Origin of the sequence: Streptomyces hygroscopicus subsp. hygroscopicus (assembly GCF_001553455.1) — a bacterium.
In the GTDB taxonomy this organism is placed as follows: domain Bacteria; phylum Actinomycetota; class Actinomycetes; order Streptomycetales; family Streptomycetaceae; genus Streptomyces; species Streptomyces hygroscopicus.
The window spans coordinates 25,742-51,916 of sequence record NZ_BBOX01000097.1; the positions used below are offsets into that span (position 1 = coordinate 25,742).

Annotated in this window: 22 protein-coding genes; 13 read left to right on the top strand and 9 right to left on the bottom strand. The window is 68.9% G+C overall.

Going from position 1 to position 26,175, the window contains the following annotated elements:
* Positions 1–26 precede the first annotated feature (26 nt).
* The 6 genes from murJ (at position 27) to trxA (ending at position 7,416) form a co-directional block, all read left to right on the top strand.
* Positions 27–2,411: a murein biosynthesis integral membrane protein MurJ gene (murJ, locus tag AXW62_RS10705; protein WP_060944299.1), complete on the top strand. Its 2,385-nt coding sequence runs from the start codon at positions 27–29 to the stop codon at positions 2,409–2,411.
* A gap of 110 nt (positions 2,412–2,521) precedes the next feature.
* The gene (locus AXW62_RS10710; RefSeq protein ID WP_060944300.1) at positions 2,522–4,252 is read left to right on the top strand and encodes a protein kinase family protein; all 1,731 of its coding nucleotides are present in this window, start codon (positions 2,522–2,524) and stop codon (positions 4,250–4,252) included.
* Positions 4,253–4,281: 29 nt separating this feature from the next.
* Positions 4,282–4,971, top strand: a complete 690-nt coding sequence (sigM, locus tag AXW62_RS10715; RefSeq protein ID WP_030827758.1) for an RNA polymerase sigma factor SigM — start codon at positions 4,282–4,284, stop codon at positions 4,969–4,971.
* Positions 4,968–5,939 carry an RsmA family anti-sigma factor gene (locus AXW62_RS10720; RefSeq protein ID WP_060944301.1) on the top strand — a complete coding sequence of 324 codons (972 nt, stop codon included), beginning with the start codon at positions 4,968–4,970 and terminating at the stop codon, positions 5,937–5,939. Before sigM ends, AXW62_RS10720 begins: the two co-directional genes overlap by 4 nt.
* A 153-nt stretch (positions 5,940–6,092) precedes the next feature.
* Positions 6,093–7,043, top strand: coding sequence for a thioredoxin-disulfide reductase (gene trxB / locus AXW62_RS10725; RefSeq protein WP_060944302.1), 951 nt, complete (start codon positions 6,093–6,095; stop codon positions 7,041–7,043).
* A 43-nt stretch (positions 7,044–7,086) separates the two neighbouring features.
* A complete protein-coding gene (gene trxA / locus AXW62_RS10730; RefSeq protein WP_014061966.1) occupies positions 7,087–7,416 on the top strand; it encodes a thioredoxin in 330 nt (109 codons plus the stop codon).
* A gap of 74 nt (positions 7,417–7,490) precedes the next feature.
* Here trxA and AXW62_RS10735 read toward each other — a convergent pair whose 3' ends face one another.
* The 9 genes from AXW62_RS10735 to rpmH all read right to left on the bottom strand — a co-directional run bounded on the left by AXW62_RS10735 (position 7,491) and on the right by rpmH (position 14,226).
* Entirely contained in the window at positions 7,491–8,108 is a 618-nt protein-coding gene (locus AXW62_RS10735; RefSeq protein WP_060944303.1) for a GNAT family N-acetyltransferase, read from the bottom strand.
* 325 nt (positions 8,109–8,433) lie between these two features.
* Positions 8,434–9,576 (bottom strand): ParB/RepB/Spo0J family partition protein, encoded by a 1,143-nt coding sequence (locus tag AXW62_RS10740; protein WP_079115564.1) that lies wholly within the window; start codon positions 9,574–9,576, stop codon positions 8,434–8,436.
* Positions 9,573–10,658, bottom strand: coding sequence for a ParA family protein (locus AXW62_RS10745; RefSeq protein WP_078961847.1), 1,086 nt, complete (start codon positions 10,656–10,658; stop codon positions 9,573–9,575). Before AXW62_RS10745 ends, AXW62_RS10740 begins: the two co-directional genes overlap by 4 nt.
* A 226-nt stretch (positions 10,659–10,884) precedes the next feature.
* Positions 10,885–11,598 carry a 16S rRNA (guanine(527)-N(7))-methyltransferase RsmG gene (gene rsmG / locus AXW62_RS10750; protein WP_030827770.1) on the bottom strand — a complete coding sequence of 238 codons (714 nt, stop codon included), beginning with the start codon at positions 11,596–11,598 and terminating at the stop codon, positions 10,885–10,887.
* A gap of 109 nt (positions 11,599–11,707) precedes the next feature.
* Positions 11,708–12,217 (bottom strand): Jag family protein, encoded by a 510-nt coding sequence (locus tag AXW62_RS10755; RefSeq protein ID WP_030827774.1) that lies wholly within the window; start codon positions 12,215–12,217, stop codon positions 11,708–11,710.
* A gap of 15 nt (positions 12,218–12,232) precedes the next feature.
* On the bottom strand, positions 12,233–13,363 hold the full coding sequence (gene yidC, locus AXW62_RS10760) for a membrane protein insertase YidC (protein WP_060944305.1): 1,131 nt from the start codon (positions 13,361–13,363) through the stop codon (positions 12,233–12,235).
* A 3-nt stretch (positions 13,364–13,366) separates the two neighbouring features.
* Positions 13,367–13,684 (bottom strand): membrane protein insertion efficiency factor YidD, encoded by a 318-nt coding sequence (gene yidD / locus AXW62_RS10765; protein ID WP_030827780.1) that lies wholly within the window; start codon positions 13,682–13,684, stop codon positions 13,367–13,369.
* Positions 13,681–14,064 (bottom strand): ribonuclease P protein component, encoded by a 384-nt coding sequence (gene rnpA, locus AXW62_RS40675; RefSeq protein ID WP_078961848.1) that lies wholly within the window; start codon positions 14,062–14,064, stop codon positions 13,681–13,683. The genes yidD and rnpA overlap by 4 nt, the downstream gene beginning before the upstream one ends.
* Positions 14,065–14,088: 24 nt before the next feature.
* Positions 14,089–14,226: a 50S ribosomal protein L34 gene (rpmH, locus tag AXW62_RS10770; protein WP_003956500.1), complete on the bottom strand. Its 138-nt coding sequence runs from the start codon at positions 14,224–14,226 to the stop codon at positions 14,089–14,091.
* Between the two features lie 433 nt (positions 14,227–14,659).
* Here rpmH and dnaA point away from each other — a divergent pair, with 433 nt between their 5' ends.
* From dnaA to gyrA, 7 genes are all read left to right on the top strand, one after another.
* Entirely contained in the window at positions 14,660–16,480 is a 1,821-nt protein-coding gene (gene dnaA, locus AXW62_RS10775) for a chromosomal replication initiator protein DnaA (protein WP_079115565.1), read from the top strand.
* Between the two features lie 829 nt (positions 16,481–17,309).
* On the top strand, positions 17,310–18,440 hold the full coding sequence (gene dnaN, locus AXW62_RS10780; protein WP_060944307.1) for a DNA polymerase III subunit beta: 1,131 nt from the start codon (positions 17,310–17,312) through the stop codon (positions 18,438–18,440).
* A 105-nt stretch (positions 18,441–18,545) separates the two neighbouring features.
* Entirely contained in the window at positions 18,546–19,427 is an 882-nt protein-coding gene (gnd, locus tag AXW62_RS10785) for a phosphogluconate dehydrogenase (NAD(+)-dependent, decarboxylating) (RefSeq protein WP_060944308.1), read from the top strand.
* Positions 19,428–19,484: 57 nt separating this feature from the next.
* Positions 19,485–20,627 carry a DNA replication/repair protein RecF gene (recF, locus tag AXW62_RS10790; RefSeq protein ID WP_060944309.1) on the top strand — a complete coding sequence of 381 codons (1,143 nt, stop codon included), beginning with the start codon at positions 19,485–19,487 and terminating at the stop codon, positions 20,625–20,627.
* Positions 20,624–21,166: a DciA family protein gene (locus tag AXW62_RS10795; protein WP_060944310.1), complete on the top strand. Its 543-nt coding sequence runs from the start codon at positions 20,624–20,626 to the stop codon at positions 21,164–21,166. Before recF ends, AXW62_RS10795 begins: the two co-directional genes overlap by 4 nt.
* Positions 21,167–21,475: 309 nt before the next feature.
* A complete protein-coding gene (gyrB, locus tag AXW62_RS10800; protein WP_030827797.1) occupies positions 21,476–23,506 on the top strand; it encodes a DNA topoisomerase (ATP-hydrolyzing) subunit B in 2,031 nt (676 codons plus the stop codon).
* Between the two features lie 43 nt (positions 23,507–23,549).
* The gene (gene gyrA / locus AXW62_RS10805) at positions 23,550–26,174 is read left to right on the top strand and encodes a DNA gyrase subunit A (RefSeq protein WP_060944311.1); all 2,625 of its coding nucleotides are present in this window, start codon (positions 23,550–23,552) and stop codon (positions 26,172–26,174) included.
* Position 26,175 lies beyond the last annotated feature (1 nt).

Consider the following 26,175-nt stretch of genomic DNA (forward strand, 5'->3'; position numbering starts at 1 on the left):
GCAGCGGACAATGAGGTGGGGTAGCGATGAACGCGCCGTATGACGGTGAGGGCCGAGTGCCACCACCGCCGCAGCCTTCGCCTCACGGCCCCCATGACCCTTACGGACAGGAACCGCACCAGCGGGACCCGTATCTGGGCGACGCCCACCAGGTCCCCCCGGCCGATCCGCGCCAGGGGTACGGCCAGCAGTACTACCCGCAGGATCCGTATCTGGACGATTCGTACGCGACGGGCAGCTTCACGCCCTACCCGTATCCGACGCAGGATTCCTACGGTCACGACCCGCTGACGGATCCGCTGTACGACCGGCACTCCGCCCACGCCCCGCAGCAGGGTGGCTACCCGGAGCAGTACTACCAGCAGCCCCCCACGCCGCAGGGCCCCGATCCGCGGGTCTGGCCCTCCGAGGCCGCCCCCGGCCACCAGGGCGCGGCACAGCAGCCGTACACCGACGGACAGGCGTACGCCGGCGATCAGCCGGGCCACGGCTATCCGGGGGCCGACGACGGCTACGGCGTGGCGGAGCAGCCGCAGCGGGACGCCTTCGCCCACCTCTACCGCGATCAGCAGCCCTATGAGCCCCGGCCCGCCCAGGGCTACCCGCAGGGCTCAGCGGATCACCCGCACGGGCAGGAGCCCGCACCGGGGCAGGCACCGGTACCCGGACCGTCGAGGTCCGAGTCCGCGCACGCGACGGCCGCCGCTCCCACGGTGGCCGCTCCCGTGGTGACCGCCCCCGCGGCCGAGCCCCAGCAGAAGAAGCCCTCAGGAGGCCGGGCGGGCGGTCTGCTGCAGTCCAGCGCGCTGATGGCCGCGGGCACCCTGGTCTCCCGGCTGACCGGCTTCCTCCGCCAGATGGTGCTCGTCGCGGGCCTCGGCGCCGCCAGCCTCGGCCAGGCTTACCAGGTCGCCTATCAGCTCCCCGCGATGATCTACTTCCTCACCGTCGGCGGCGGTCTGAACTCGGTCTTCGTTCCGCAGCTCGTGCGCGCGATGAAGGAGGACGACGACGACGGAGTCGCCTACGCCAACCGTCTGCTCACGCTGACGATGGTCGTGCTCGGCAGCCTGGTCGCGGTTTCGCTGTTCGCGGCCCCGGCGCTGATCCGCATGCTCTCCGCGGACATCGCCAGTGATCCCCCCGCCAACGAGGTGGCGGTCACCTTCGCCCGCTACTGCCTGCCCACCATCTTCTTCATGGGGGTGCACGTGGTGGTGGGGCAGATCCTCAACGCCCGGGGCAAGTTCGGCGCGATGATGTGGACCCCGGTCCTCAACAACATCGTCGTCATCGCCACCTTCGGACTCTTCATCTGGGTGTTCGGCACTTCCAGCAACTCCAACATGGGGGTCACGACCATCACGCCGGAGGGCATCCGGCTGCTGGGGCTGGGCACCCTCCTCGGCCTCACCGTCCAGGCCCTGGCGATGTTCCCCTACCTCCGGGCGGCCGGTTTCCGCTTCCGGCCGCGCTTCGACTGGCGCGGCCACGGACTCGGGAAGGCCGCCAAGCTGGCCAAGTGGACCGTGCTGTTCGTGCTCGCCAACCAGGCCGGCAACATCGTGGTGACCCAGCTCGCCACCGCGGCCGGTACGGAGGCCGACAACGGAGGCCACCCGGGCGCCAGCTACGTCGGCTACACCAGCGCCCAGCTCATCTGGAACATGCCCCAGGCCATCATCACCGTTTCGGTGATGGCAGCCCTGCTGCCCAGGCTCTCCCGGGCGGCGCACGACGGCGACCCCGGAGCGGTCCGCGACGACATCTCGCAGGGCCTGCGCACCTCCGCCGTCGCCATCGTCCCCCTCGCCTTCGGCTTCATCGCGCTCGGCATTCCCCTGTGCACCCTGCTGTTCGGAACCTCGGGCACCGCGACGGCCCAGGCCATGGGCTACATCCTCATGGCGTTCGGCCTCGGCCTCATCCCGTTCTCCGTGCAGTACGTCGTCCTCCGCGGTTTCTACGCCTACGAGGACACCCGCACCCCCTTCTACAACACGGTGATCGTCGCCGCCGTCAACGCCGCCGGTTCCGCCCTCGCCTACGTCGTACTGCCCGCCCGCTGGGCCGTCGCCGGTATGGCGGCCGCCTACGGCCTGGCCTACGCCGCCGGCGTGGGCGTGGCCTGGAAGCGGCTGCGCAACCGGCTGGGCGGCGACCTGGACGGCCCGCGCGTCGTGCGCACCTACACCCGCCTCACGGGGGCCAGCATCCCGGCTGCCCTGCTGGGCGGTGGCGCGGCCTACGCCATCATGCAGACCCTCGGCATGGGCATCGCCGGCTCCCTAGCGGCTCTGCTGGGCGGCGGTCTCGTTCTTGTCGCGGTCTTCTACATTGCTGCGAAACGGATGCGCGTTGAGGAACTGACGGCCATGGTCGGTATGGTGCGCGGACGACTCGGACGCTGATCATTGAGCACAACCATCGTCCGCCACCGTGTGTCGTGCATAGCGGCGGACTGTGGGCACAATTGTCTTGGCTCGGAGTAGGCGCAACGGATGGGGAGGCAGGAACGACGGTGGCGGAACGGAGCACGGCTGCCGTCGACGTGGCCGACAGCGGCGGAGAGGAGCCGCTGACCGCCGAGGCGGGCAAGGCCACGGCCGACGGGGCGGGGACGAAAGAAAAGGCCGGCAAGGGGACGGAGGCCGCGGTCACCGACGATGCGGGCGCCTCGGCCGGAACAAGCCCTCTTGAGCTGCACAGCGGTCACAAGCTGGCCAGACGCTACCGTCTGGAGGAGTGCGTCACCCGTCTGGACGGATTCAGCAGTTGGCGTGCCGTGGACGAGAAGCTGCGGCGTGCCGTCGGGGTGCATGTCCTGCCCGCCGACCACCCGCGTGCCAGGCCGGTGCTCGCCGCCGCCCGTTCGGCGGCCTTGCTGGGCGACCCCCGCTTCGTCCAGGTCCTCGACGCCGTCGAGGAGAACGACCTCGTCTACGTCGTCCATGAATGGCTTCCCGACGCCACCGAACTCACCGCCGTGCTGGCCGCCGGGCCGCTCGAGCCGCACGACGCCTACCAACTCGTCAGCCAGGTCTCCCAGGCCATGGCCGCCGCCCACCGTGAGGGTCTGGCCCATCTGCGGCTGAACCCCGGATCCGTGCTGCGCACCGAGTCCGGCCAGTACCGCATCCGCGGACTCGCCGTCATGGCCGCCCTGCGCGGTATCAGCGCCGAACACCCCCAGCGCACCGACACCGAGGCGATCGGCGCACTCCTGTACGCGGCGCTCACCCAGCGCTGGCCCTACGAGACGGACGCCTACGGGCTGTCCGGGCTGCCCAAGGGCGTGGGCCTGATCGCCCCCGACCAGGTCCGCGCCGGAGTGCACCGCGGTCTGTCCGAGCTCGCGATGCGCGCACTGGTCAACGACGGCGCCACCGCCTCCCGTCAGGACCAGCCCTGCACCACCCCCGAGGAGCTGGCCAAGGCCGTCGCGGCCATGCCGCGCATCCGGCCGCCCGAGCCCGCCTTCACCCCCTCCCCGGCGTATCAACGCACGACATACCAACAGGGCTTGTACGGCCAGTCCTCCGCCCGGGGCGGCACCGCGCCCGCAGCCGCTCCCGTGCCACCTCCGCCGCCGCTGCAGAGCCGCACGGGCAAGGCCCTCAAGTGGACCGTCTCCGCCCTGCTGATCGCCGCGCTGGGCCTTGGCAGCTGGCAGCTCGCGGACACCCTCCTGAAGGACGAGAAGACCGGTCCGAGCAAGTCCACCGGTGAGAAGGACGACGGCAAGGCCGGAAAGGTTGTCAGCAAGCCGCTGAAAATCGAGGACGCCGTGGAGTTCTACCCGGACGGCATCGACCAGCACAAGGACGAAGCACCGCGCACCCACGACGGCGACCCCTCGACGTTCTGGCACACCAGCAGCTTCAACGACGGTCCGGAGCTGGCTCCCAGCGTCAAGAAGGGAGTCGGTCTGATCTACGATCTCGGCTCCGAGCAGAAGCTCGGCGGTGCCTCGATCGGCCTGCGCTTCAAGGGCTCCTTCACGGCGGTGTCGCTGTACAAGACGGATTCCCTGACGCCGTCCGTATCAGCCTCCGACCCCGTCGCCGGGTTCAAGAAGCTCGGTTCCGTCAAGAGCACGGGCGCATCCGCGGACATCAAGGTCAACGGCGAGGCCAAGGCGCGCTACGTCCTGGTCTGGATCACCGCCATGCCATACTCCCCCCACGACGCCGCCAGCTACAGCAACGCGGGCTACAAGCAGGCGATCACCGAAGTGAAGTTCACCGGCTGAGCCGGCTGATCGGGGAGGGGGCGCAACCGTTGGACGACGCCACCATCGGCGGGGCGAGCGACGGCGAGCTCCTTGCCCGGCACGTCGACGGCGACCCGGACGCCTTCAGCGAAATAGTGCGGCGCCACCGCGACCGACTCTGGGCGGTGGCGCTGCGCACCCTCGGCGACCGGGAGGAGGCCGCCGACGCCGTCCAGGACGCGCTCGTGTCCGCCTACCGCGCCGCCCACACCTTCCGGGGCCAGTCCGCCGTGACGACCTGGCTGCACCGCATCACGGTCAACGCCTGTCTGGACCGGGCCCGCAAGGCCGCGTCCCGCCGCACCTCGCCCGTCGACGACACCGAGCGGCTCGAGCAGCTTCTGGAACCCCATGAGTCGGCCGCCGCGCCCGCCGAGCGCGGTGATCTCCACCGTGAGCTGCTGCGGGCGCTGCGCACGCTTCCTCCCGAGCAGCGTGCGGCCCTGGTGCTCGTCGATATGCAGGGCTATCCCGTCGCGGAGGCGGCAAGGGTTCTGGACGTTCCCACCGGCACCGTGAAGAGCCGCTGCGCTCGGGGCCGTGCTCGACTGCTGCCGCTGCTCTCACATCTCCACCCCAAGGGGAGGGATAGCTCACCCTCGGACGGGGGAAGGAACCGGACGCAGGGGACGTCCGTCCCACCGACGGCAGGACCGAACGACACAGATGCCGTGAAGGGCGGAGGTGGGCGAGCGTGACATCCTCGACGGACACGGACGAGCACCCTGAAGTCGCGGAGATCTCCGCACTCACCGAGGGTCTGCTCTCTCCGTCCCGCGCCGTCGATGTGCGCACTCACCTCGCGAGTTGCGTGCTGTGCGCGGATGTATGGACATCCCTGGACGAGATCCGCTCCATGCTCGGGACCCTGCCGGGGCCGGTGCGGATGCCCGCCGATGTCGCGGGCCGTATCGACGCGGCCCTGGCCGCCGAAGCGCTTCTCGACGCGACCGCCCCCGAGGCCGTCTCCGATGTTTCACGTGAAACTCCGGATCCGGCCTCGACGCCCTCGCCAGTTTCACGTGAAACGGCCGGGACCGCCTCCGGCAGCTCCGGGCCCGATGCCGCGGAGCCCGTCTCCACGCCGTCCACCGTGACGGACCGGCCCGCCGGACGCCCGCGGGGGGCCACCGGGCCGGGACGGGGATCGACCGGCCCCGGCACCCGCCCGGGCCGCGCCCGCCGCTGGCGCAAGGCCGTCCTCGGTGGCGCATGCGCCGCGGCAGTGATCGGCATCGGCTCCCTCTTCATCCCGGGCGGCTCTTCCGACGATCAGGGCGACCACGGCACCCAGGCTCATGCCAGCCCCGGGAAATCCACCCTCTCCTCGGGCACCCTCAAGGACCGCGTGCACGAACTGCTCGCCGAGCGGAAGTCCACCGCCTCGAAGGGCGTCACCGGGCAGGACAACACACCCGATGTGCCGTTGCGTGCCGACGACGACCCGTACGTGCCGTCCTGCGTCCAGAGCGGCACCGGCCGCAAGGAACCGGCTCTCGCGGCACAGCGGGACACCTACGACGGCCGGACCGCCTATATCGTCGTCCTGCCGCACCCCTCCGACAGCTCGCTCGTCGACGCTTTCGTCATCGACGCGTCCTGCGTCTCACAATCCCCGTCTTCTCCCGGGGAGCTTCTGGTGACCCGCACCTACCCGCGTGGCTGAGGCGCACCGCACATCAGGCCCTGTCTGACAGCGCCCGGGAATGCCGGACCCGTAGGATCCGTTGGGTGGGGTGACAGCGGATTTCCGGGGAAACCCGGACCCCCGTCCGCCCAAGCAGCAGTCCGGTAGTCGGCAGAGACAAGGAAGACATCCGTGAGCGACGTCCGCAACGTGATCATCATCGGTTCCGGGCCCGCGGGCTATACGGCCGCGCTCTACACCGCCCGCGCTTCCTTGAAGCCGCTGGTCTTCGAGGGTTCCGTGACCGCCGGTGGTGCCCTGATGAACACCACCGAGGTGGAGAACTTCCCCGGCTTCCGGGACGGGATCATGGGCCCCGACCTGATGGACGGCATGCGGGCTCAGGCCGAGCGCTTCGGCGCCGAGCTGGTCCCGGACGATGTGGTCGCGGTCGACCTCAGCGAGCAGATCAAGACCGTCACCGACTCCGCCGGTACGGTCCACCGTGCCAAGACCGTCATCGTGGCCACCGGCTCTCAGCACCGCAAGCTGGGTCTGCCGCGCGAGGACGAGCTCTCCGGCCGCGGTGTCTCCTGGTGTGCCACCTGTGACGGGTTCTTCTTCAAGGACCAGGACATCGCCGTGATCGGCGGCGGCGACACGGCGCTGGAAGAGGCGACCTTCCTGTCGCGGTTCGCCAAGTCGGTCACGGTGGTCCATCGCCGGGACACGCTGCGCGCCAGCAAGGCGATGCAGGACCGGGCCTTCGCCGACCCGAAGATCTCGTTCGTCTGGGACAGCGTGGTCGAGGACATCCACGGCGACGGCAAGCTCTCCGGTCTCACCATCCGCGATGTGAAGAAGGACGAGACCTCCGAGCTGCCGGTGACCGGACTGTTCATCGCGATCGGTCACGACCCGCGCACCGAGCTGTTCAAGGGCCAGCTGAACCTGGACGACGAGGGCTACCTCAAGGTGGACGCACCCTCCACCCGGACGAACGTGCCCGGTGTCTTCGCCGCGGGCGACGTCGTGGACCACACCTACCGTCAGGCGATCACCGCGGCCGGCACCGGCTGCTCGGCGGCGCTGGACGCCGAGCGGTACCTCGCCTCGCTGGGCCAGGGCGACGCCACCGTCTGACTTCGCCATCCACCCCCTGCACCAACCCACTAAGGAGATTGCCATGGCCGGTGCCACGGTCACCGTGACGGACGCCGACTTCGAGGAGAAGGTCCTCAAGAGCGACAAGCCGGTACTCGTCGACTTCTGGGCCGCGTGGTGCGGTCCGTGCCGCCAGATCGCCCCCTCGCTGGAGGCCATCGCCGCCGAGCACCCCGACAAGATCGTCATCGCCAAGCTCAACATCGACGAGAACCCGGCGACCGCCGCCAAGTACGGCGTGATGTCCATCCCGACGCTCAATGTGTACCAGGGCGGCGAGGTCGCCAAAACGATCGTCGGCGCCAAGCCGAAGGCCGCCATCGAGCGCGACCTGGCCGACTTCATCGGCTGAGCGAACGCCTCACCCTCGTACACACGAAGGGGCTGCCCTCATGGGCAGCCCCTTCGTGTTTCACGTGGAACGGCCTACAGCGGCCGAAGCGCCGGCTCCTTCTGGACGGCGCCGAGCAGCCGGTCCAGCGCCAGCTCGACATCCTCCTTCCAGGAGATCGTCGTCCTCAGCTCGAGCCTCAGCCGGGGATAGCGCGGATGCGGCCGTACGGTCTTGAAGCCCACGGCCAGCAGGTGGTCGGCGGGCAGCACACACGCCGGTTCCTTCCAGGTGGCGTCCCCGAACGCCTCGATCGCCTTGAAGCCCCGGCGGATCAGGTCCTTGGCGACGGTCTGCACCATCACCCGCCCCAACCCCTGGCCCTGGTACCCGGGCGTCAGCCATGCCGTCATCAGCTGCACGGCGTCCGCCGCGACGGGGCTGGTCGGGAAGGCCGTGGAGCGCGGCACATACGCCGGAGGCGCGTAGAGCACAAAGCCCACCGGGACCTCGTCGACGTAGACGACCCGACCGCAGGATCCCCACTCCAGCAATACGGCCGAGATCCAGGCTTCCTTCTCCAGCTCGGGCCGCCCGGCCCTTACCGCTGCCTCACCGCTGACCGGATCGAGTTCCCAGAAGACACAGGCGCGGCAGCGCTTGGGGATGTCCGGGAGGTTGTCCAGCGTGAGCGGTACGAGCCGACGCCCCATGAAGCCAGTCCTTCACTTTCGTGGCCAGCCGCGGCACGGGCGGCTGACAGCGCACTACGCTCCCTGAGCAGACTGCCGACGAAACCACCGACAGCCCCCAGGCCCAATCCTGTGGCCAACAGTCCGGTGCGGCTCACCGATCGCATGGCCCTGCCCTCCACATGCGGCGCCTCCACATGGATCCGCCCTATCTGATCGCATCGTATCCGTGCCGAGATTGCACCGATACCGCCCTTAGGCAAACAGCGGGTCGTGTTCCGACCATGTCGGAACACGACCCGCCCCGCACTGCCCTTCCGCGCGGCATGGCCGCACGGACCGTGACTCACTCGTCCTCGTCCGCCGCTCCGCCCTCGGAGGAGAGAGGCTGCTCCAGCACCGGTCCCTCACCGGGAGCCAGCGTGCCGAGGATTCGCTCGAGATCCTCTATCGAGGCGAACTCGACGACGATCTTTCCCTTCTTCTGACCAAGGTCGACCTTCACCCGCGTCTCGAACCGATCGGAGAGACGCGAGGCGAGATCGGTGAGCGCGGGTGCCACCCTCGTCCCCGCCCGAGGACCCTTGGCCTTCGTCGTCCCGCCCGACCGCGACCCCATCAGGGTGACGATCTCCTCCACCGCACGCACCGAAAGCCCCTCGGCGACGATGCGATGGGCCAGCCGGTCCTGCTCCTCCGCGTCGTCCACGGAGAGCAGCGCCCGGGCATGGCCTGCGGAGAGAACCCCCGCCGCGACCCTGCGCTGAACAGAAGGGGAGAGCTTCAGCAGCCGCAGCGTATTGGAGACCTGTGGACGTGAGCGCCCGATACGGTCGGCCAGTTCGTCATGCGTGCAGTTGAAGTCCTTCAGCAACTGGTCGTACGCCGCCGCCTCTTCCAGTGGATTCAGCTGAGCACGGTGCAGGTTCTCCAGCAGCGCGTCGAGGAGGAGCTTCTCGTCCTCGGTGGCCCGGACGATCGCGGGGATCTTCTCCAGCCCGGCCTCACGGCAGGCCCGCCAGCGGCGCTCGCCCATGATGAGCTCATAGCGCTCCGGCGCCAACTGCCGTACGACGACGGGCTGGAGGAGACCGACCTCCTGAATCGAGGTGACCAGTTCGGCGAGCGCGTCCTCGTCGAAGACCTCACGGGGCTGTCGGGGATTGGGGGTAATGAAGTCCAGCGGCAGTTCGGCGAAGTGGGCGCCGGCCACCTCGTCCGGGACCACCACCGGCGCCGCCTCGGGCTCCTTCTCCCGCGGTGCGGGCTCGGTTTCCTGTGGAACGGTGTGCGTGGACAGTCCGGCCACCTTGGCCGCCGCCACTCCGCGCTCCTGGGTAAGCACCGGGACCGTGGTCGGTGAGGTGGTGGCCCCGGTCGCCGTGACCGCTCCCGCCCCCGCCGCGGGCACGGTGTTGTCCGCCCCCTTCGGCGCGGGAGGGATCAGGGCACCGAGCCCACGGCCCAGTCCTCTGCGTCGCTCACTCACTGAATCCCCTCCTGCATGCTGTGCTGATCGTGCTGGCTGAGCTCGGGCAAGGCATGAGCGTGCTGGCTGTTGTAGTGCACGCTGACGCCTCTGAGTGCGATCTCACGAGCCGCCTCGAGATAGGAGAGCGCCCCACTCGACCCCGGGTCATAGGTGAGGACGGTCTGCCCATAGCTGGGAGCCTCGGAGATACGCACAGATCTGGGAATGCTCGTCCGGAGCACCTCACTGCCGAAGTGGCTGCGCACCTCGTCCGCGACCTGAGAGGCCAGCCGGGTGCGGCCGTCGTACATGGTGAGGAGGATCGTCGAGACATGGAGCTTGGGGTTGAGATGACCCCGCACCAGATCCACGTTCCGCAGCAACTGCCCGAGCCCCTCCAGCGCGTAGTACTCGCACTGGATCGGGATCAGCACTTCCGCACCGGCCACAAGCGCGTTGACCGTCAGCAGCCCGAGCGAGGGCGGACAGTCGATCAGGATGTAGTCCAGCGGCTGCTCATACGCCTGGATGGCCCGCTCCAGCCGGCTTTCCCTCGCCACCAGGGAAACCAACTCGATCTCGGCACCGGCGAGATCGATGGTGGCCGGAGCGCAGAAGAGCCCCTCCACATCCGGGACCGGCTGCACCACATCGGACAGCGGCTTGCTGTCGACCAGTACGTCATAGATCGATGGAACCTCGGCATGGTGGTCGATCCCCAGTGCCGTCGAGGCATTGCCCTGCGGGTCGAGGTCGATCACCAGGACTCGACCACCGTGCAGGGCGAGCGATGCGGCCAGATTGACCGTGGTGGTGGTCTTGCCGACCCCGCCCTTCTGGTTGGCGACCACGATCACCCGGGTCTGCTCCGGCCTGGGCAACCCCTCACCGGCACGTCCCAAGGCGTCTACCGCCAGTTGAGCGGCACGACCAATAGGGGTGTCGTCCATCGGGGGCGGTGTTTCACGTGAAACATCCTCCCCCGCCGATTCGGTACGGGGGCCGGGGACCGGATCGGTCATCGGCCCCGCGATGTTGGCGTCGGACCGCAAGGATTCACTCTCCTCGACATCAGGCTCGCAATAAACAGAGCCTGCCATGCTTTTGGGGTCGTGAACCAGCGAGGCCCGTTCTCCTGTGGATGAATCCACGTTCGTACGAAGTCGGCGGTCGCGGGGCAAGGCCGCCGCACGACCGCGACTGATGATTCCATGCAGCAGGGAGCGACGTTTCACGTGAAACACGATGCACGGGAGGCCCCGTTGATTCGTTGCGACACTCCGGTATGCGTAGTTTTGCCAGCTTGTATGGAGCAACGCCCGCTACTCAGGGCCGACGGCGCGGCCCCCGGCGAGCCGCCTTGGCCCGCTTCGCGGCGAAGCGCACACCTCCGGGGCTCTCGCCGACCTCCACCCTCACCACCGTGGACAGCGGGTCCACCACACCCTCACCGACATGCAGCACTGAGGTCCCCACCACGCCCAGCTTGCTCAGCGCGGCCCGGGCGTGCTTCAGCTCCTCCTCGGCGGTATCACCCTTCAGCAGCAGCATCTCGCCGTACGGGCGGAGCAGCGGCACCCCCCAGCCGGCCAGCCGGTCCAGCGGGGCCACCGCCCGGGCCGTCACCACATGCATCGGCGGCAGCTTGCCGAGAACCTCCTCGGCACGGCCACGCACCACCGTCACATGGTCCAGCCCCAGCAGCTCCACCACTTCCCGCAGGAAGTTCGTCCGGCGCAGCAGCGGCTCCAGGAGCGTGATCTGAAGGTCCGGCCGGGTGAGGGCGAGCGGGATACCGGGGAGCCCGGCCCCCGACCCCACATCGCAGACGGTGACCCTCTCGGGAACCACTTCGGAGAGCACGGCACAGTTCAGCAGGTGCCGCTCCCACAGCCGCGGCACCTCGCGCGGGCCGATCAGCCCGCGTGTCACTCCCACATCGGCCAGCAGCTCGCCATACCGGACGGCCTCCGGGAAGCGGTCACCGAACACATCCCTTGCCTCGGGGGGCGCCGGGGGGAGCTCCGCTGCTTCCGTCACGGGGACCGTCCTTCCGTACCGAACACTGTGCTGAACGATGATGTAAGGCTGACAAGATTCGGCCCCGTCTGCGCACAGACGGGGCCGTGGATCACGATGCGGAACCGCTTCAGACCGGGAGCACGACCACGCAGCGCTGGGGCTCCTCGCCCTCGGACTCGCTGCGCAACCCGGCGGCGGCCACCGCGTCGTGCACCACCTTCCGCTCGAAGGGCGTCATCGCCTTGAGCTTCACCGGCTCACCGGTGCCCTTCGCCTCCTCGGCGGCCTTGGTGCCCAGTTCGGTGAGCTCGGCACGCTTACGGGCCCGGTATCCGGCGATGTCGAGCATCAGCCGGCTGCGGTCGCCGGTCTCCCGGTGGACCGCGAGCCGGGTCAGCTCCTGAAGGGCTTCCAGCACCTCGCCATCGCGGCCGACCAGCTTCTGCAGATCCCGGCTGGTCGAGTCGCTGATAATCGACACCGCTGCGCGATCGGCCTCGACGTCCATGTCGATGTCGCCGTCGAGGTCCGCGATGTCCAGCAGCCCCTCGAGGTAGTCGGCCGCGATCTCCCCTTCCTGCTCAAGGCGGGTCAGGGTGTCGACACCCTCGGCGGCCGGGGTGGTGCCTTCCGTCACGGATGGACTCCTTCGTTACTTCTTGGACGGGTGCTTGGGGCGCTGCTGGCCCTTGCGCTGACCGGACTTGGCGCCACGGGAGGAGCCGGAAGCCGAACCGCCGGCCGGCTTACCGCCCTGCGCGCCCTTCTTCTGCCCCGCGCCCTGCTGCTGGGTCTGAGCGGACTTCTGCGTGGAGACCGAGGAAGCCGACTGCGCGGTGGCCCTGCTGTGACCGGTCGTGGCGCGCTGCGCCTTGGTCTGCCGCTTGGGCTGCTGACGGTTGGCACGCGCCGCCTCGACGGCCTGCTTCGCGGCGACCTCGGCCGGCTCCTCCTTCAGCTTGCCCTTGGCCCGCAGCCGCTCCTGGCGGGCCTTGAAGGCGACGCTGCCCGGGGTGGGGTTACGGCGGATGACGAACATCTGCTGACCCATGGTCCAGACGTTGGTGGTCAGCCAGTAGACGAGGACACCGACGGGGAAATTGATACCGAAGACGGCGAACATGATCGGGAAGACGTACATCAGCATCTTCTGCTGCTGCATGAACGGCGTCTTCACCGTGAGGTCGACGTTCTTGGTCATCAGCTGGCGCTGGGTGAAGAACTGCGACGCCGACATCAGGACGATCATGGTGATCGTCACGACCCGCACATCGGTCAGCGAGGCGCCGAGCGACGCGACCTTGTCGGCCGACGACATGAACTTCACTGACAGCGGAGCACCGAAGATGTGCGCGTTACGGGCGCTGTCCAGCAGCGACTGGTCGATGACGCCGACCGTCTTGTTGTTCGCGATGTGGTTCAGGACCTGGTACAGCGAAATGAAGAACGGCGACTGCGCCAGGATCGGGAGACAGCTCGAGAGCGGGTTGGTGCCCGTCTCCTTGTAGAGCTTCATCATCTCTTCGGACTGACGCTGCTTGTCGTTCTTGTAGCGCTCCTGGATCGCCTTCATCCTCGGCTGGAGCGCCTGCATGTTCCGTGTCGACTTGATCTGCTTCACGAAGAGCGGGATCAGGCAGACACGGATCAGCACCACCAGTGAAACGATCGACAGACCCCACGCCCAGCCACTGTCCCGATCGAAGATGAGGCTGTAGAACGAGTGGAACTGGACGATGATCCAGGAAACTACGTCATAAAGAGGACCGAGGATCGTGTCCACGAATCAGGCTCCTTGGGCGTTGGGCTGGGTCTCGGGCTGTGCGGCAGGCTCCACAGCCGGATGCCCGCCGAGGCGGTTCCGCAGCCGCTGGTGCCACACCGGACGCTTCCGGGGCGGAACGTGGTCGACGCCGCCGAGCGACCACGGGTTGCAGCGCAGGATGCGCCAGGCCGTCAGCGCCGTTCCTTTCACCGCGCCGTGCCGGTCGATGGCCGTGTAGCCATAGTGCGAGCAGGACGGGTAGTACTTGCAGACCGGTCCCAGCATCGGGCTGATGGTCCACTGGTACAGCTTGATCAACCACAGCAGCGGGTACTTCATCGCGGCACCCCTCCCAGTAGCCGCTGCACTGCCGTGTCGAGATCGCGGGCCAGCTGGTCGTGACCCGCCTCACCCGCACCGGGCAGCGCCCGTACGACCACAAGGCTACCTGCGGGAAAACGGTCGATGCGGTCCCGCATCAGATGGCGCAGCCTCCGCTTCACCAGATTACGGACGACGGCACCGCCGACCGCCTTGCTCACGACGAAACCCGCACGCGCCGGGGGAGCACTCTCCCCTGGTGCGTGCGGGTCCGTGTCACCGCTGGTGAGGCCGGTGCGAAGATGCACGACAAGGAGCGGGCGACCGGCCCTGCGTCCTCGGCGTACCGCGGCCGCGAAGTCCTCGCGCCGCCTCAGCCGATGCTCGGTAGGCAGCACGTCATGGACCTTGGGTCAGGCTGCTCAGGCCGACAGGCGGGCGCGACCCTTGCTGCGGCGGGACGCGAGGATCGCGCGGCCGGCACGGGTGCGCATACGCAGCCGGAAGCCGTGGGTCTTCGCGCGACGACGGTTGTTCGGCTGGAAGGTGCGCTTGCTCACTCGGGGGCTCCAGAAATGAATCGGATGGTGGCGGTCTATCGCTTGGCTGTCACCGTGCGCCCACGAGTAGCTCGCAATACGCCCGAGTGCACCGCTTCACGACCACGGATCATCGGCCCGTGATCCTTGCCCATCGGAGGCAGGCGGCAGCAGCCATCGACAACTCGACTTGCTTACGGTACGCGCGGTTACGCCATCCGGTCAAACCGGTGGCCGACACCCTGACAGCGGACTTTCCTCCACCCCAGGGGCAGGGGAACGCCCGGCGACATCGCATGGCACATTTGTACACACCCTGTGGACAACGACTTGAACCGCGAACCCCGGCCTGACTACCGTGGCCGGGCTCCGATTCCTTCACGCCCGTCCCGAGAACCACGCATTCGTGGGACCTGTCGGCGTCCCCCACCCAGCGAGTGAGAGAGCGTGCCCTGTGGCTGACGTACCCGCCGATCTTGCCGCAGTCTGGCCACGTGTGCTCGAGCGGCTTCTGGGAGAGGGCTCGGGACAGGGCGGACAGGGCGTCGAGGCCAAGGACGAGCACTGGATCAAGCGGTGCCAGCCCCTCGCGCTGGTCGCCGACACCGCGCTGCTCGCCGTCCCCAATGAATTCGCCAAGGGCGTCCTGGAGGGCCGGCTGGCCCCCATCGTCAGCGAAACGCTCAGCCGGGAGTGCGGCCGCCCGATCCGCATCGCGATCACCGTCGACGAGTCCGCCGGCGAACCGGTCGTCCCCCAGCAGCTCCAGCGCGAGCAGCGCGAGTCCTACGAGAGCTACGACGGCCGGGACGGCTACGGCCGCCCGGCACCGGACGATCTGCCGTCGGCCCGCCCCGCGTACCCCGGCTACCAGCAGCCGCGCCCCGGACCGGGCGGCTGGCCGCGGCCCCGTGACGACTACGGCTGGCAGCAGCCCCGGCTCGGCGGCTTCCCCGAAAGCGACCCTTACGGCTCCCAGCACACCTCGTCCGGCTACGACCAGCAGCCGTACGACCAGCAGCCGCGCGGCGACTACCGTGGTCCGGGCGCCGAGCGCCCCGGACCGGGCGGCCCCGGCGGCCCCGGACCAGGGCTCGAGCGTCCGCCGTACGAGCAGCAGCGCCACGACCTGCCCGATCCGCTGGAGCGCGCCCGCGGCGGACCGCCCGTCCTGCCCTCGCAGACCGGCGCCCCCGGCCCGCTCGCCGCCCAGCCCGCGCCCGCGTCCGGCCCCGGTGAGCCGACCGCGCGGCTGAACCCCAAATACCTCTTCGACACCTTCGTCATCGGCGCGTCCAACCGCTTCGCGCACGCCGCGGCGGTCGCGGTGGCCGAGGCGCCGGCCAAGGCGTACAACCCGTTGTTCATCTACGGGGAGTCCGGGCTGGGCAAGACCCACCTGCTGCATGCCATCGGGCACTACGCACGCAGCCTCTATCCCGGCACCCGGGTGCGCTACGTGAGCTCCGAGGAGTTCACCAACGAGTTCATCAACTCCATCCGCGACGGCAAGGCGGACGCGTTCCGCAAGCGCTACCGCGACATGGACATCCTGCTGGTCGACGACATCCAGTTCCTGGCGAGCAAGGAGTCGACGCAGGAGGAGTTCTTCCACACCTTCAATACGCTGCACAACGCCAACAAGCAGATCGTGCTCTCCTCCGACCGGCCGCCCAAGCAGCTGGTCACCCTGGAGGACCGGCTCCGCAACCGCTTCGAGTGGGGTCTGATCACCGATGTGCAGCCGCCGGAGCTGGAGACGCGGATCGCGATCCTCCGTAAGAAGGCGGTGCAGGAACAGCTGAACGCGCCGCCGGAGGTGCTGGAGTTCATCGCCTCGCGGATCTCCCGCAACATCCGTGAGCTGGAGGGCGCGCTGATCCGCGTCACCGCCTTCGCGAGCCTGAACCGGCAGCCGGTGGACCTCGGCCTCACCGAGATCGTGCTGAAGGATCTGATCCCGGGCGGCGAGGACGCGGCCCCGGAGATCACCGCGACCGCGATCATGGCCGCGACCGCCGACTACTTCGGGCACACGGTCGACGATCTGTGCGGTGCCTCCCGCAGCAGGGTGCTGGTCACCGCGCGGCAGATCGCGATGTATCTCTGCCGGGAGCTGACCGATCTGTCGCTGCCCAAGATCGGCGCGCAGTTCGGCGGCCGCGACCATACGACGGTCATGCACGCCGACCGCAAGATCAGGGCGCTGATGGCCGAGCGGCGCTCCATCTACAACCAGGTGACCGAGCTGACCAACCGCATCAAGAACGGCTGAGAAGGGCGCGTACGGCCACCGCGAACCGCTGAAGGGCGCTCCGGGACGGACAACTCCCGGGGCGCCCTTCGTCATTCACCGCTCCGGGACTGTTCGATTCCGCGCCCGGCCGACCGGGTTCTCCACAGATTCACCGCCCATCCCGCGTCCACACCCTGGGGACATGCGAGTTGTCCCGATCGCATCCACAGCCTGTGTGGAAAGGCAGCCATCGCCCGAGGTCAGGCGGGTGTGGAATTGTGGTCGACGGATGTCCACAGACTGTGGATGAACGAGATGCCCACCGGAGGCGCACCGGCTTGTCCACCGGCAACCCACAGCCGGGAGCCTGTTGCCCACAGCTTCTCCACACCGCTGTCCACTGTTCGGCAACGAAACGGCCACGGTCACCGGGGCGAGTGAAAGGCATCACACCAAGGAGGCGGGTTGGGCTGTGGGGAAGGTGGGTAAAACTGGGGACGGCGCTGGGGAGAACCGGGCGATGTCTGTGCATCGCGTGTGCAGAACTCTTCGGCGTCCACAGACAGTCCTGGTTGTCCACTGCCTCCGCCCACAGGACCGGTGGACAAAAAAGCGCCGCTGACCAGGGCAGAGTCAGTTTTCCACGGTTTCCACAGGCCCTACTACTACGACCACAGAGAGATAGCGGGAAACTCGCTTCGAAGTGGGGCCTGTGCACAACCTCGGGCCGAGCCGCCCGACACCTCGCGCACCGACTTGACCCCGAGCCGCACCGACTGTCGGCGGCGTACGTCAGACTGGTCTCCGGCGACACAGCCGACGACGAAGGCCAGCAGGGCGAGCCAGCAACAGCAGGAGGCGGCTTACGGTGAAGATCCGGGTGGAGCGCGATGTACTCGCGGAGGCGGTGGCCTGGACGGCCCGCAGCCTTCCGGCCCGACCGCCGGTGCCCGTCCTCGCGGGCATCCTGATGAAGGCGGAGGAAGGCGCGCTCAGCCTCTCCGGCTTCGACTACGAGGTCTCGGCCCGGGTGTCCGTGGAGGCCGACACCGAGGACGACGGCACGGTCCTCGTCTCCGGCCGGCTCCTCGCCGACATCTGCCGCGCCCTTCCCAACCGTCCCGTGGAGATCTCCAGCGACGGGGTGCGGGTGACCGTGGTCTGCGGCTCCTCGCGGTTCACCCTCCACACCCTGCCGGTGGAGGAGTACCCGGCGCTGCCGCAGATGCCGACCGCGACCGGCACCGTCCCCGGTGAGGTGTTCGCCGCCGCGGCCGCCCAGGTCGCCATCGCCGCCGGCCGTGACGACACCCTGCCGGTGCTCACGGGCGTCCGGATCGAGATCGAGGGCGACACCGTCACGCTGGCCTCCACCGACCGCTACCGCTTCGCGGTCCGCGAGTTCCTGTGGAAGCCCGAGGCCCCCGACGTCTCCGCCGTCGCGCTGGTGCCCGCCAAGACGCTCCTGGACACCGCCAAGTCGCTGACCAGCGGTGACACCGTCGCACTCGCGCTGTCCGGCTCGGGCGCGGGTGAGGGTCTGATCGGCTTCGAGGGCGCCGGGCGCCGTACGACCACCCGGCTGCTCGAGGGCGACCTGCCCAAGTACCGCACGCTCTTCCCCACCGAGTTCAACTCGGTCGCGGTGATCGAGACCGCCCCGTTCGTCGAGGCCGTCAAGCGTGTGGCCCTGGTCGCCGAGCGCAACACCCCGGTGCGGCTCACCTTCGAGCAGGGCGTGCTGATCCTGGAGGCCGGATCCAGCGACGACGCACAGGCTGTGGAGCGGGTGGACGCCCAGCTCGAGGGCGACGACATCTCGATCGCCTTCAACCCGACGTTCCTGCTGGACGGCCTGAGCGCGATCGACTCGCCGGTCGCCCAACTGTCGTTCACCACCTCGACCAAGCCCGCTCTGCTTAGTGGCAAGCCGGCCATGGACGCGGAGGCGGACGAGGCGTACAAGTACCTGATCATGCCGGTCCGACTGAGCGGCTGAGACCCGAGCGAATGAGCAGGTGTAGCCCACATCTGTGCGGTTACCCGCGGGCGTAGGCTCGGACCCACCGCGAAACGCAACGGACTACGGCACGAAGGATCACTGATGGAGCTCGGTCTCATCGGCCTCGGCAAGATGGGCGGCAATATGCGCGAGCGCATTCGCCGCGCAGGCCACACCGTCATCGGATACGACCGCAACCCGGACGTCGCCGATGTCCACAGCCTCAATGAGCTCGTCAGCAAGCTCAAGGGTCCGCGTGTGGTGTGGGTCATGGTCCCGGCGGGCGTCCCCACCCAGATCACCATCGACGAGCTGGCCGAGCTGCTGTCGCCCGGGGACATCGTCGTGGACGGCGGGAACTCCCGCTGGACCGATGACGAGAAGCACGCCGAGCAGCTCAACGCCCGCGGCATCGGCTTCCTCGACTGCGGTGTCTCCGGCGGCGTCTGGGGCCTGGAGAACGGCTACGCCCTGATGTACGGCGGCGCCGCCGAGCACGTGGCCAAGGTCCAGCCGATCTTCGACGCGCTCAAGCCCGAGGGCGAGGGCGGCGCCGTGCACGCCGGCAAGGTCGGCGCGGGCCACTTCGCCAAGATGGTCCACAACGGCATCGAGTACGCGATGATGCAGGCGTACGCCGAGGGCTGGGAGCTGCTGGAGAAGGTGGACTCGGTCACCGACGTCCGCGAGATCTTCCGCTCCTGGCAGGAGGGCACGGTCATCCGTTCCTGGCTGCTGGACCTGGCCGTCCGCGCGCTGGACGACGACGAGCACCTGACGAAGCTGCGCGGCTACGCGGAGGACTCCGGTGAGGGCCGGTGGACCGTGGAGGCGGCGATCGACCACGCCGTGCCGCTGCCCGCGATCACCGCGTCGCTCTTCGCCCGGTTCGCCTCCCGCCAGGACGACTCGCCGCAGATGAAGATGATCGCCGCGCTGCGCAATCAGTTCGGCGGCCACGCGGTCGAGAGCAGCGAGAAGTAACACCGCCCCACGGGGTGGAGCAAGCAGTACTGCCGGGGGAGGTCGGCGCAGCCCACCATGCACGTCACGCATCTGTCGCTCGCCGACTTCCGCTCGTACGTCCGGGCCGAGGTCGGACTCGGTCCGGGCGTCACGGCCTTCGTCGGGCCCAACGGCCAGGGCAAGACCAATCTGGTCGAGGCGGTCGGCTATCTCGCCACCCTCGGCAGCCACCGGGTCTCCTCCGACGCCCCGCTGGTGCGCATGGGCGCGGAGCGGGCCGTGGTCCGGGCCGCGGTCGTCCAGGGGGACCGGCAGCAGCTGATCGAGCTCGAGCTCAACCCGGGTAAGGCCAATCGTGCCCGGATCAATCGATCCTCGCAGGTCAGGCCGCGTGATGTGGTGGGGATCCTGCGCACCGTGCTGTTCGCGCCCGAGGATCTGGCCCTGGTCAAGGGCGATCCGGGCGAGCGCCGTCGCTTCCTCGACGAGCTGATCACCGCACGGGCGCCCCGGATGGCGGGGGTCCGCTCCGATTACGACCGGGTGCTGAAGCAGCGCAACACCCTGCTGAAGACCGCCGCCCTGGCCCGGCGCCACGGTTCGCGGAGCGGGGGCGGCGACGCGGCCCTGTCCACGCTCGACGTCTGGGACCAGCATCTGGCCCGGGCCGGTGCCGAGCTGCTCGCCCAGCGGCTCGACCTGATCTCGGTCCTCCAGCCGCTCGCCGACAAGGCGTACGAGCAGCTCGCCCCGGGCGGCGGCCCGGTGCTGCTGGAGTACCGGGGCTCGGCCGGCGAGGGGCCGGCCGGCGCGGGCAGCCGCGAGGAGCTGTACGAGCTGTTGCTGGCCGCCCTCGCCCAGGCCCGTAAGCAGGAGATCGAGCGCGGGGTCACGCTGGTCGGCCCGCACCGCGACGACCTGGTGCTCAAGCTCGGCCGGCTCCCGGCGAAGGGCTACGCCAGCCATGGCGAGTCCTGGTCGTACGCCCTCGCCCTGCGGCTGGCCTCCTACGATCTGCTGCGCACCGAGGCGGGCGAGCCGGTGCTGGTGCTCGACGACGTCTTCGCGGAGCTGGACGAGCGGCGCCGGGAGCGGCTGGCCGAGCTGGTCGCCCCCGGTGAGCAGGTGCTGGTGACCGCGGCGGTGGAGGACGACGTCCCGCAGGTGCTGACCGGCACGCGGTATGCGGTGTCCGAGGGGGAGGTGCGGCGGGTATGACGGACCGGATGGACCAGCCCGCGCGGCCGTCGCCGGTGCCCGAGCCCTCGGGGGTCGATCTGGCGCGCGTCGCGCTGCGTGCCGCCAAGGAGCAGGCGCGTGCCCGGGGAGCGGCGGCCCAGCAGAAGAAGCAGGCGCGCAGAGGAGGCTTGCGCTCCGGCGCACGCGCCGATGGCCGCGATCCGCTTCCGCTCGGTGCGGCGATCAACCGGCTGATCACCGAGCGCGGCTGGGAGGCCCCGGCCGCGGTCGGCGGGGTGATGGGCCGCTGGCCCCAGATGGTGGGGCCCGAGGTGGCGCAGCACTGCCAGCCGCAGCGGTACGACGAGGACGCCCGGGTGCTGACGGTGCGCTGTGATTCCACGGCGTGGGCGACCCAGCTGCGGCTGCTCGCCCCGCAGCTCGTCGCCCGGCTGAACGCGGATCTGGGCCATGGCACGGTAAAGATGATCAAGGTGTTGGGCCCCGGCGGCCCGGCCCCCCGCTACGGGCCGCTGCGCTCTCCGGGCTCCACCGGCCCGGGGGACACCTACGGCTGACCGGGGCGCGTGTGCCGTGGCGTGAACCCTTGGTCACAGGGTGGCCGCTGAGACGCCGGTCACGGTAGCCGGTGGTTGACAGCCCGAAGCGCTGAGTGGCGGTGTGAGCCTCTTGGAGCCCGTCCCCGCATATGGGGAGTCGGTGGCAGCCGGTTCAGGGCGGCACATGCGGACTCAGGCGCCAGCAAGCCCCCATTCTTGTCGGCGCTACCGGTAGACTGGGGCCGTACACCGTCGCCGCTGGCGCACCGAGCGCTCGCGGACACATGTTGAACGACGCAGCCGCTCCCGCCTGCCCGGAGACGGCTTGTGCTGTGCCAGAAAGGGCGCTTCGTGGCCGATTCCGGCAACCCCATCGAAAACATCCCGTCCACCCCCGCCGGCGAGGCTCTGGCTTCGCCGTCGTACGACGCCAGCGCGATCACCGTCCTGGAGGGGCTGGAGGCGGTCCGCAAGCGACCCGGTATGTACATCGGTTCCACCGGTGAGCGCGGCCTGCACCACCTCGTCTACGAGGTCGTCGACAACTCCGTCGACGAGGCCCTGGCCGGTCACGCGGACAGCATCGAGGTCACGATCCTCGCCGACGGCGGCGTTCGCGTCGTGGACAACGGCCGCGGTATCCCCGTGGGCATCGTCCCCTCCGAGGGGAAGCCGGCCGTGGAGGTCGTGCTGACCGTGCTGCACGCGGGCGGCAAGTTCGGCGGCGGCGGCTACGCCGTCTCCGGCGGTCTGCACGGCGTCGGCGTCTCCGTCGTCAACGCCCTGTCGACGAAGGTGTCGGTCGAGGTCAAGACGGATGGTTACCGCTGGACCCAGGATTACAAGACGGGAGTGCCGACCGCGCCCCTGGCCCGGAACGAGGCCACGGAGGAGACCGGCACCACGGTCACCTTCTGGGCGGACCCGGACGTCTTCGAGACCACCGAGTACTCCTTCGAGACGCTGTCCCGGCGCTTCCAGGAGATGGCGTTCCTCAACAAGGGCCTGTCGATCTCGCTGACGGACGAGCGCGAGGCCCATGTGGACGAGGAGGGCAAGCCGCTCTCCGTGAAGTACCACTACGAGGGCGGCATCGTCGACTTCGTCACCTACCTCAACTCCCGCAAGGGCGAGCTGGTCCACCCCACGGTGATCGGCTTCGAGGCCGAGGACAAGGAGCGGCTGCTCTCCCTCGAGATCGCGATGCAGTGGAACACCCAGTACACCGAGGGTGTCTACAGCTTCGCGAACACCATCCACACCCATGAGGGCGGCACCCACGAGGAGGGCTTCCGCGCCGCGCTGACGTACCTGATCAACAAGTACGCGCGGGACAAGAAGCTGCTCCGGGAGCGCGACGACAACCTCACCGGTGAGGACATCCGCGAGGGCCTGACCGCGATCATCTCGGTGAAGCTCGGCGAGCCGCAGTTCGAGGGCCAGACCAAGACGAAGCTGGGCAACACGGAGGCCAAGACCTTCGTCCAGAAGATCGTCAACGAGCACCTCGCCGACTGGCTGGACCGCAACCCCAACGAGGCGGCGGACATCGTCCGCAAGGGGATCCAGGCGGCCACCGCCCGGGTCGCGGCCCGTAAGGCCCGCGACCTCACCCGCCGCAAGGGCCTGCTGGAGACCGCGTCGCTGCCGGGCAAGCTGAGCGACTGCCAGTCCAACGACCCGTCGAAGTGCGAGATCTTCATCGTCGAGGGTGACTCCGCCGGCGGCTCGGCCAAGTCCGGCCGCAACCCGCAGTACCAGGCGATCCTCCCGATCCGCGGCAAGATCCTCAACGTCGAGAAGGCCCGCGTCGACAAGATCCTCCAGAACAACGAGGTCCAGGCGCTGATCTCCGCCTTCGGCACCGGCGTGCACGAGGACTTCGACATCGCCAAGCTCCGCTATCACAAGATCATCCTGATGGCGGACGCCGATGTCGACGGCCAGCACATCAACACCCTGCTGCTGACCTTCCTCTTCCGTTTCATGCGCCCGCTGGTCGAGGCGGGGCACGTCTTCCTGTCCCGTCCGCCGCTCTACAAGATCAAGTGGGGCCGGGACGACTTCGAGTACGCGTACTCGGACCGGGAGCGGGACGCGCTGATCCAGGCCGGCCGGGAACAGGGCAAGCGCATCAAGGACGACTCGGTCCAGCGCTTCAAGGGTCTGGGCGAGATGAACGCCGAAGAGCTGCGGGTGACCACGATGGACCCCGACCACCGCGTTCTCGGCCAGGTCACCCTGGACGACGCGGCGCAGGCCGACGACCTGTTCTCGGTCCTGATGGGTGAGGACGTCGAGGCACGGCGCTCGTTCATCCAGCGCAACGCCAAGGATGTCCGCTTCCTCGACATCTGAGTCGGCCCCCAGCCGCAGACCACGACAAGGACTTTGACCAGCAATGGCCGACGAGAACACTCCGAACACCACCGACGACCTGACCCCCGACGAGCTCGCCGAAGGCGCCGCCCTCCGCGTCGAGGCGGTCGGCCTCGAGACGGAGATGCAGCGCTCGTACCTCGACTACGCGATGAGCGTGATCGTGAGCCGTGCGCTGCCCGACGTCCGGGACGGCCTGAAGCCGGTGCACCGGCGGGTGCTGTACGCGATGTACGACGGCGGGTACCGCCCCGAGAAGGGCTTCTACAAGTGCGCCCGCGTCGTCGGCGACGTCATGGGCACCTACCACCCGCACGGCGACTCGTCGATCTACGACGCCCTGGTGCGGCTGGCCCAGCCGTGGTCCATGCGGATGCCGCTGGTCGACTCCAACGGCAACTTCGGCTCCCCGGGCAACGACCCCGCGGCGGCCATGCGCTACACCGAGTGCAAGATGGCCCCGCTGGCCATGGAGATGCTCCGGGACATCGACGAGGAGACCGTCGATTTCCAGGACAACTACGACGGCCGTAACCAGGAGCCGACGGTCCTGCCGTCGCGCATCCCGAACCTGCTGGTCAACGGCTCGGCGGGCATCGCGGTCGGCATGGCCACCAATATCCCGCCGCACAATCTGCGCGAGGTCGCCGAGGGCGCCCAGTGGTTCCTCGCCAACCCGCAGGCGACCCAGGAGGAGCTGCTCGACGCCCTGATCGACCGGATCAAGGGCCCGGACTTCCCGACCGGGGCGCTGGTCGTCGGCCGTAAGGGCATCGAGGAGGCGTACCGCACCGGGCGCGGCTCGATCACGATGCGCGCGGTCGTGGAGGTCGAGGAGATCCAGGGCCGGCAGTGCCTGGTGGTCACCGAGCTGCCGTACCAGGTGAACCCGGACAACCTCGCGCAGAAGATCGCCGACCTGGTGAAGGACGGCAAGATCGGCGGCATCGCGGACGTCCGCGACGAGACCTCCTCGCGCACCGGCCAGCGCCTGGTCATCGTGCTCAAGCGGGACGCGGTCGCCAAGGTCGTCCTCAACAACCTCTACAAGCACACCGACCTGCAGACCAACTTCGGCGCCAACATGCTGGCGCTGGTCGACGGTGTGCCGCGCACCCTCTCGCTGGACGCGTTCATCCGCAACTGGGTCACGCACCAGATCGAGGTCATCGTCCGCCGGACCCGCTTCCGGCTGCGCAAGGCCGAGGAGCGGGCGCACATCCTGCGCGGTCTGCTCAAGGCCCTGGACGCCATCGACGAGGTCATCGCGCTGATCCGGCGCAGCGACACGGTGGAGATCGCACGCGAGGGCCTGATGGGCCTGCTGGAGATCGACGAGATCCAGGCGAACGCGATCCTCGAGATGCAGCTGCGGCGGCTGGCCGCCCTGGAGCGTCAGAAGATCGTCCAGGAGCACGACGAGCTCCAGGCGAAGATCGACGAGTACAACGCGATCCTGGCCTCGCCGGAGCGGCAGCGGCAGATCATCAGCGAGGAGCTGACCGCGATCGTCGAGAAGTACGGCGACGACCGGCGCACCAAGCTGGTGCCCTTCGACGGCGACATGTCCATCGAGGACCTGATCGCCGAGGAGGACATCGTCGTCACGATCACGCGTGGCGGCTATCTGAAGCGCACCAAGACCGAGGACTACCGCTCGCAGAAGCGCGGCGGCAAGGGGGTGCGCGGGACGAAGCTGAAGCAGGACGACATCGTCGAGCACTTCTTCGTCTCGACCACCCACCACTGGCTGCTGTTCTTCACCAACAAGGGCCGGGTCTACCGGGCGAAGGCGTACGAGCTGCCGGACGCGGGCCGGGAGGCGCGCGGCCAGCACGTCGCGAACCTGCTGGCGTTCCAGCCGGATGAGCGGATCGCGCGGATCCTGGCGATCCGGGACTACGAGGCGGTTCCGTACCTGGTGCTCGCCACCAAGTCCGGCCTGGTGAAGAAGACCCCGCTGAAGGACTACGACTCGCCCCGCTCGGGCGGTGTGATCGCCATCAACCTGCGGGAGACGGAGGACGGCCGCGAGGACGAGCTGATCGGCGCCGAACTGGTCTCCTCCGCGGACGATCTGCTGCTGATCAGCAAGAAGGCGCAGTCCATCCGGTTCACGGCGACGGACGAGTCGCTGCGGCCGATGGGGCGCGCGACCTCCGGTGTGAAGGGCATGAGCTTCCGCGAGGGCGACGAGCTCCTCTCGATGAACGTGGTCCGGCCCGGTACGTTCGTGTTCACCGCCACCGACGGCGGGTACGCGAAGCGGACCAATGTCGACGAGTACCGCGTCCAGGGACGCGGCGGCCTCGGAATCAAGGCCGCGAAGATCGTCGAGGACCGCGGTTCCCTGGTCGGGGCGCTGGTGGTCGAGGAGACCGATGAGATTCTCGCCATCACGCTCAGCGGTGGCGTGATTCGTACCCGGGTCAATGAGGTCCGGGAGACGGGCCGTGACACCATGGGCGTCCAACTGATCAACCTGGGCAAGCGCGATGCCGTTGTCGGCATCGCCCGGAACGCCGAGGCCGGTCGCGAGGCTGAAGAGGTCGAGGAGGAATCCGAGACCGGGAACGCGCCAGCCGAGGAGGCCGCGTCCGAGGCGGCCGAGGGCACCTCGCCCCCGGCCGATGAGACCGAGGAGTAAG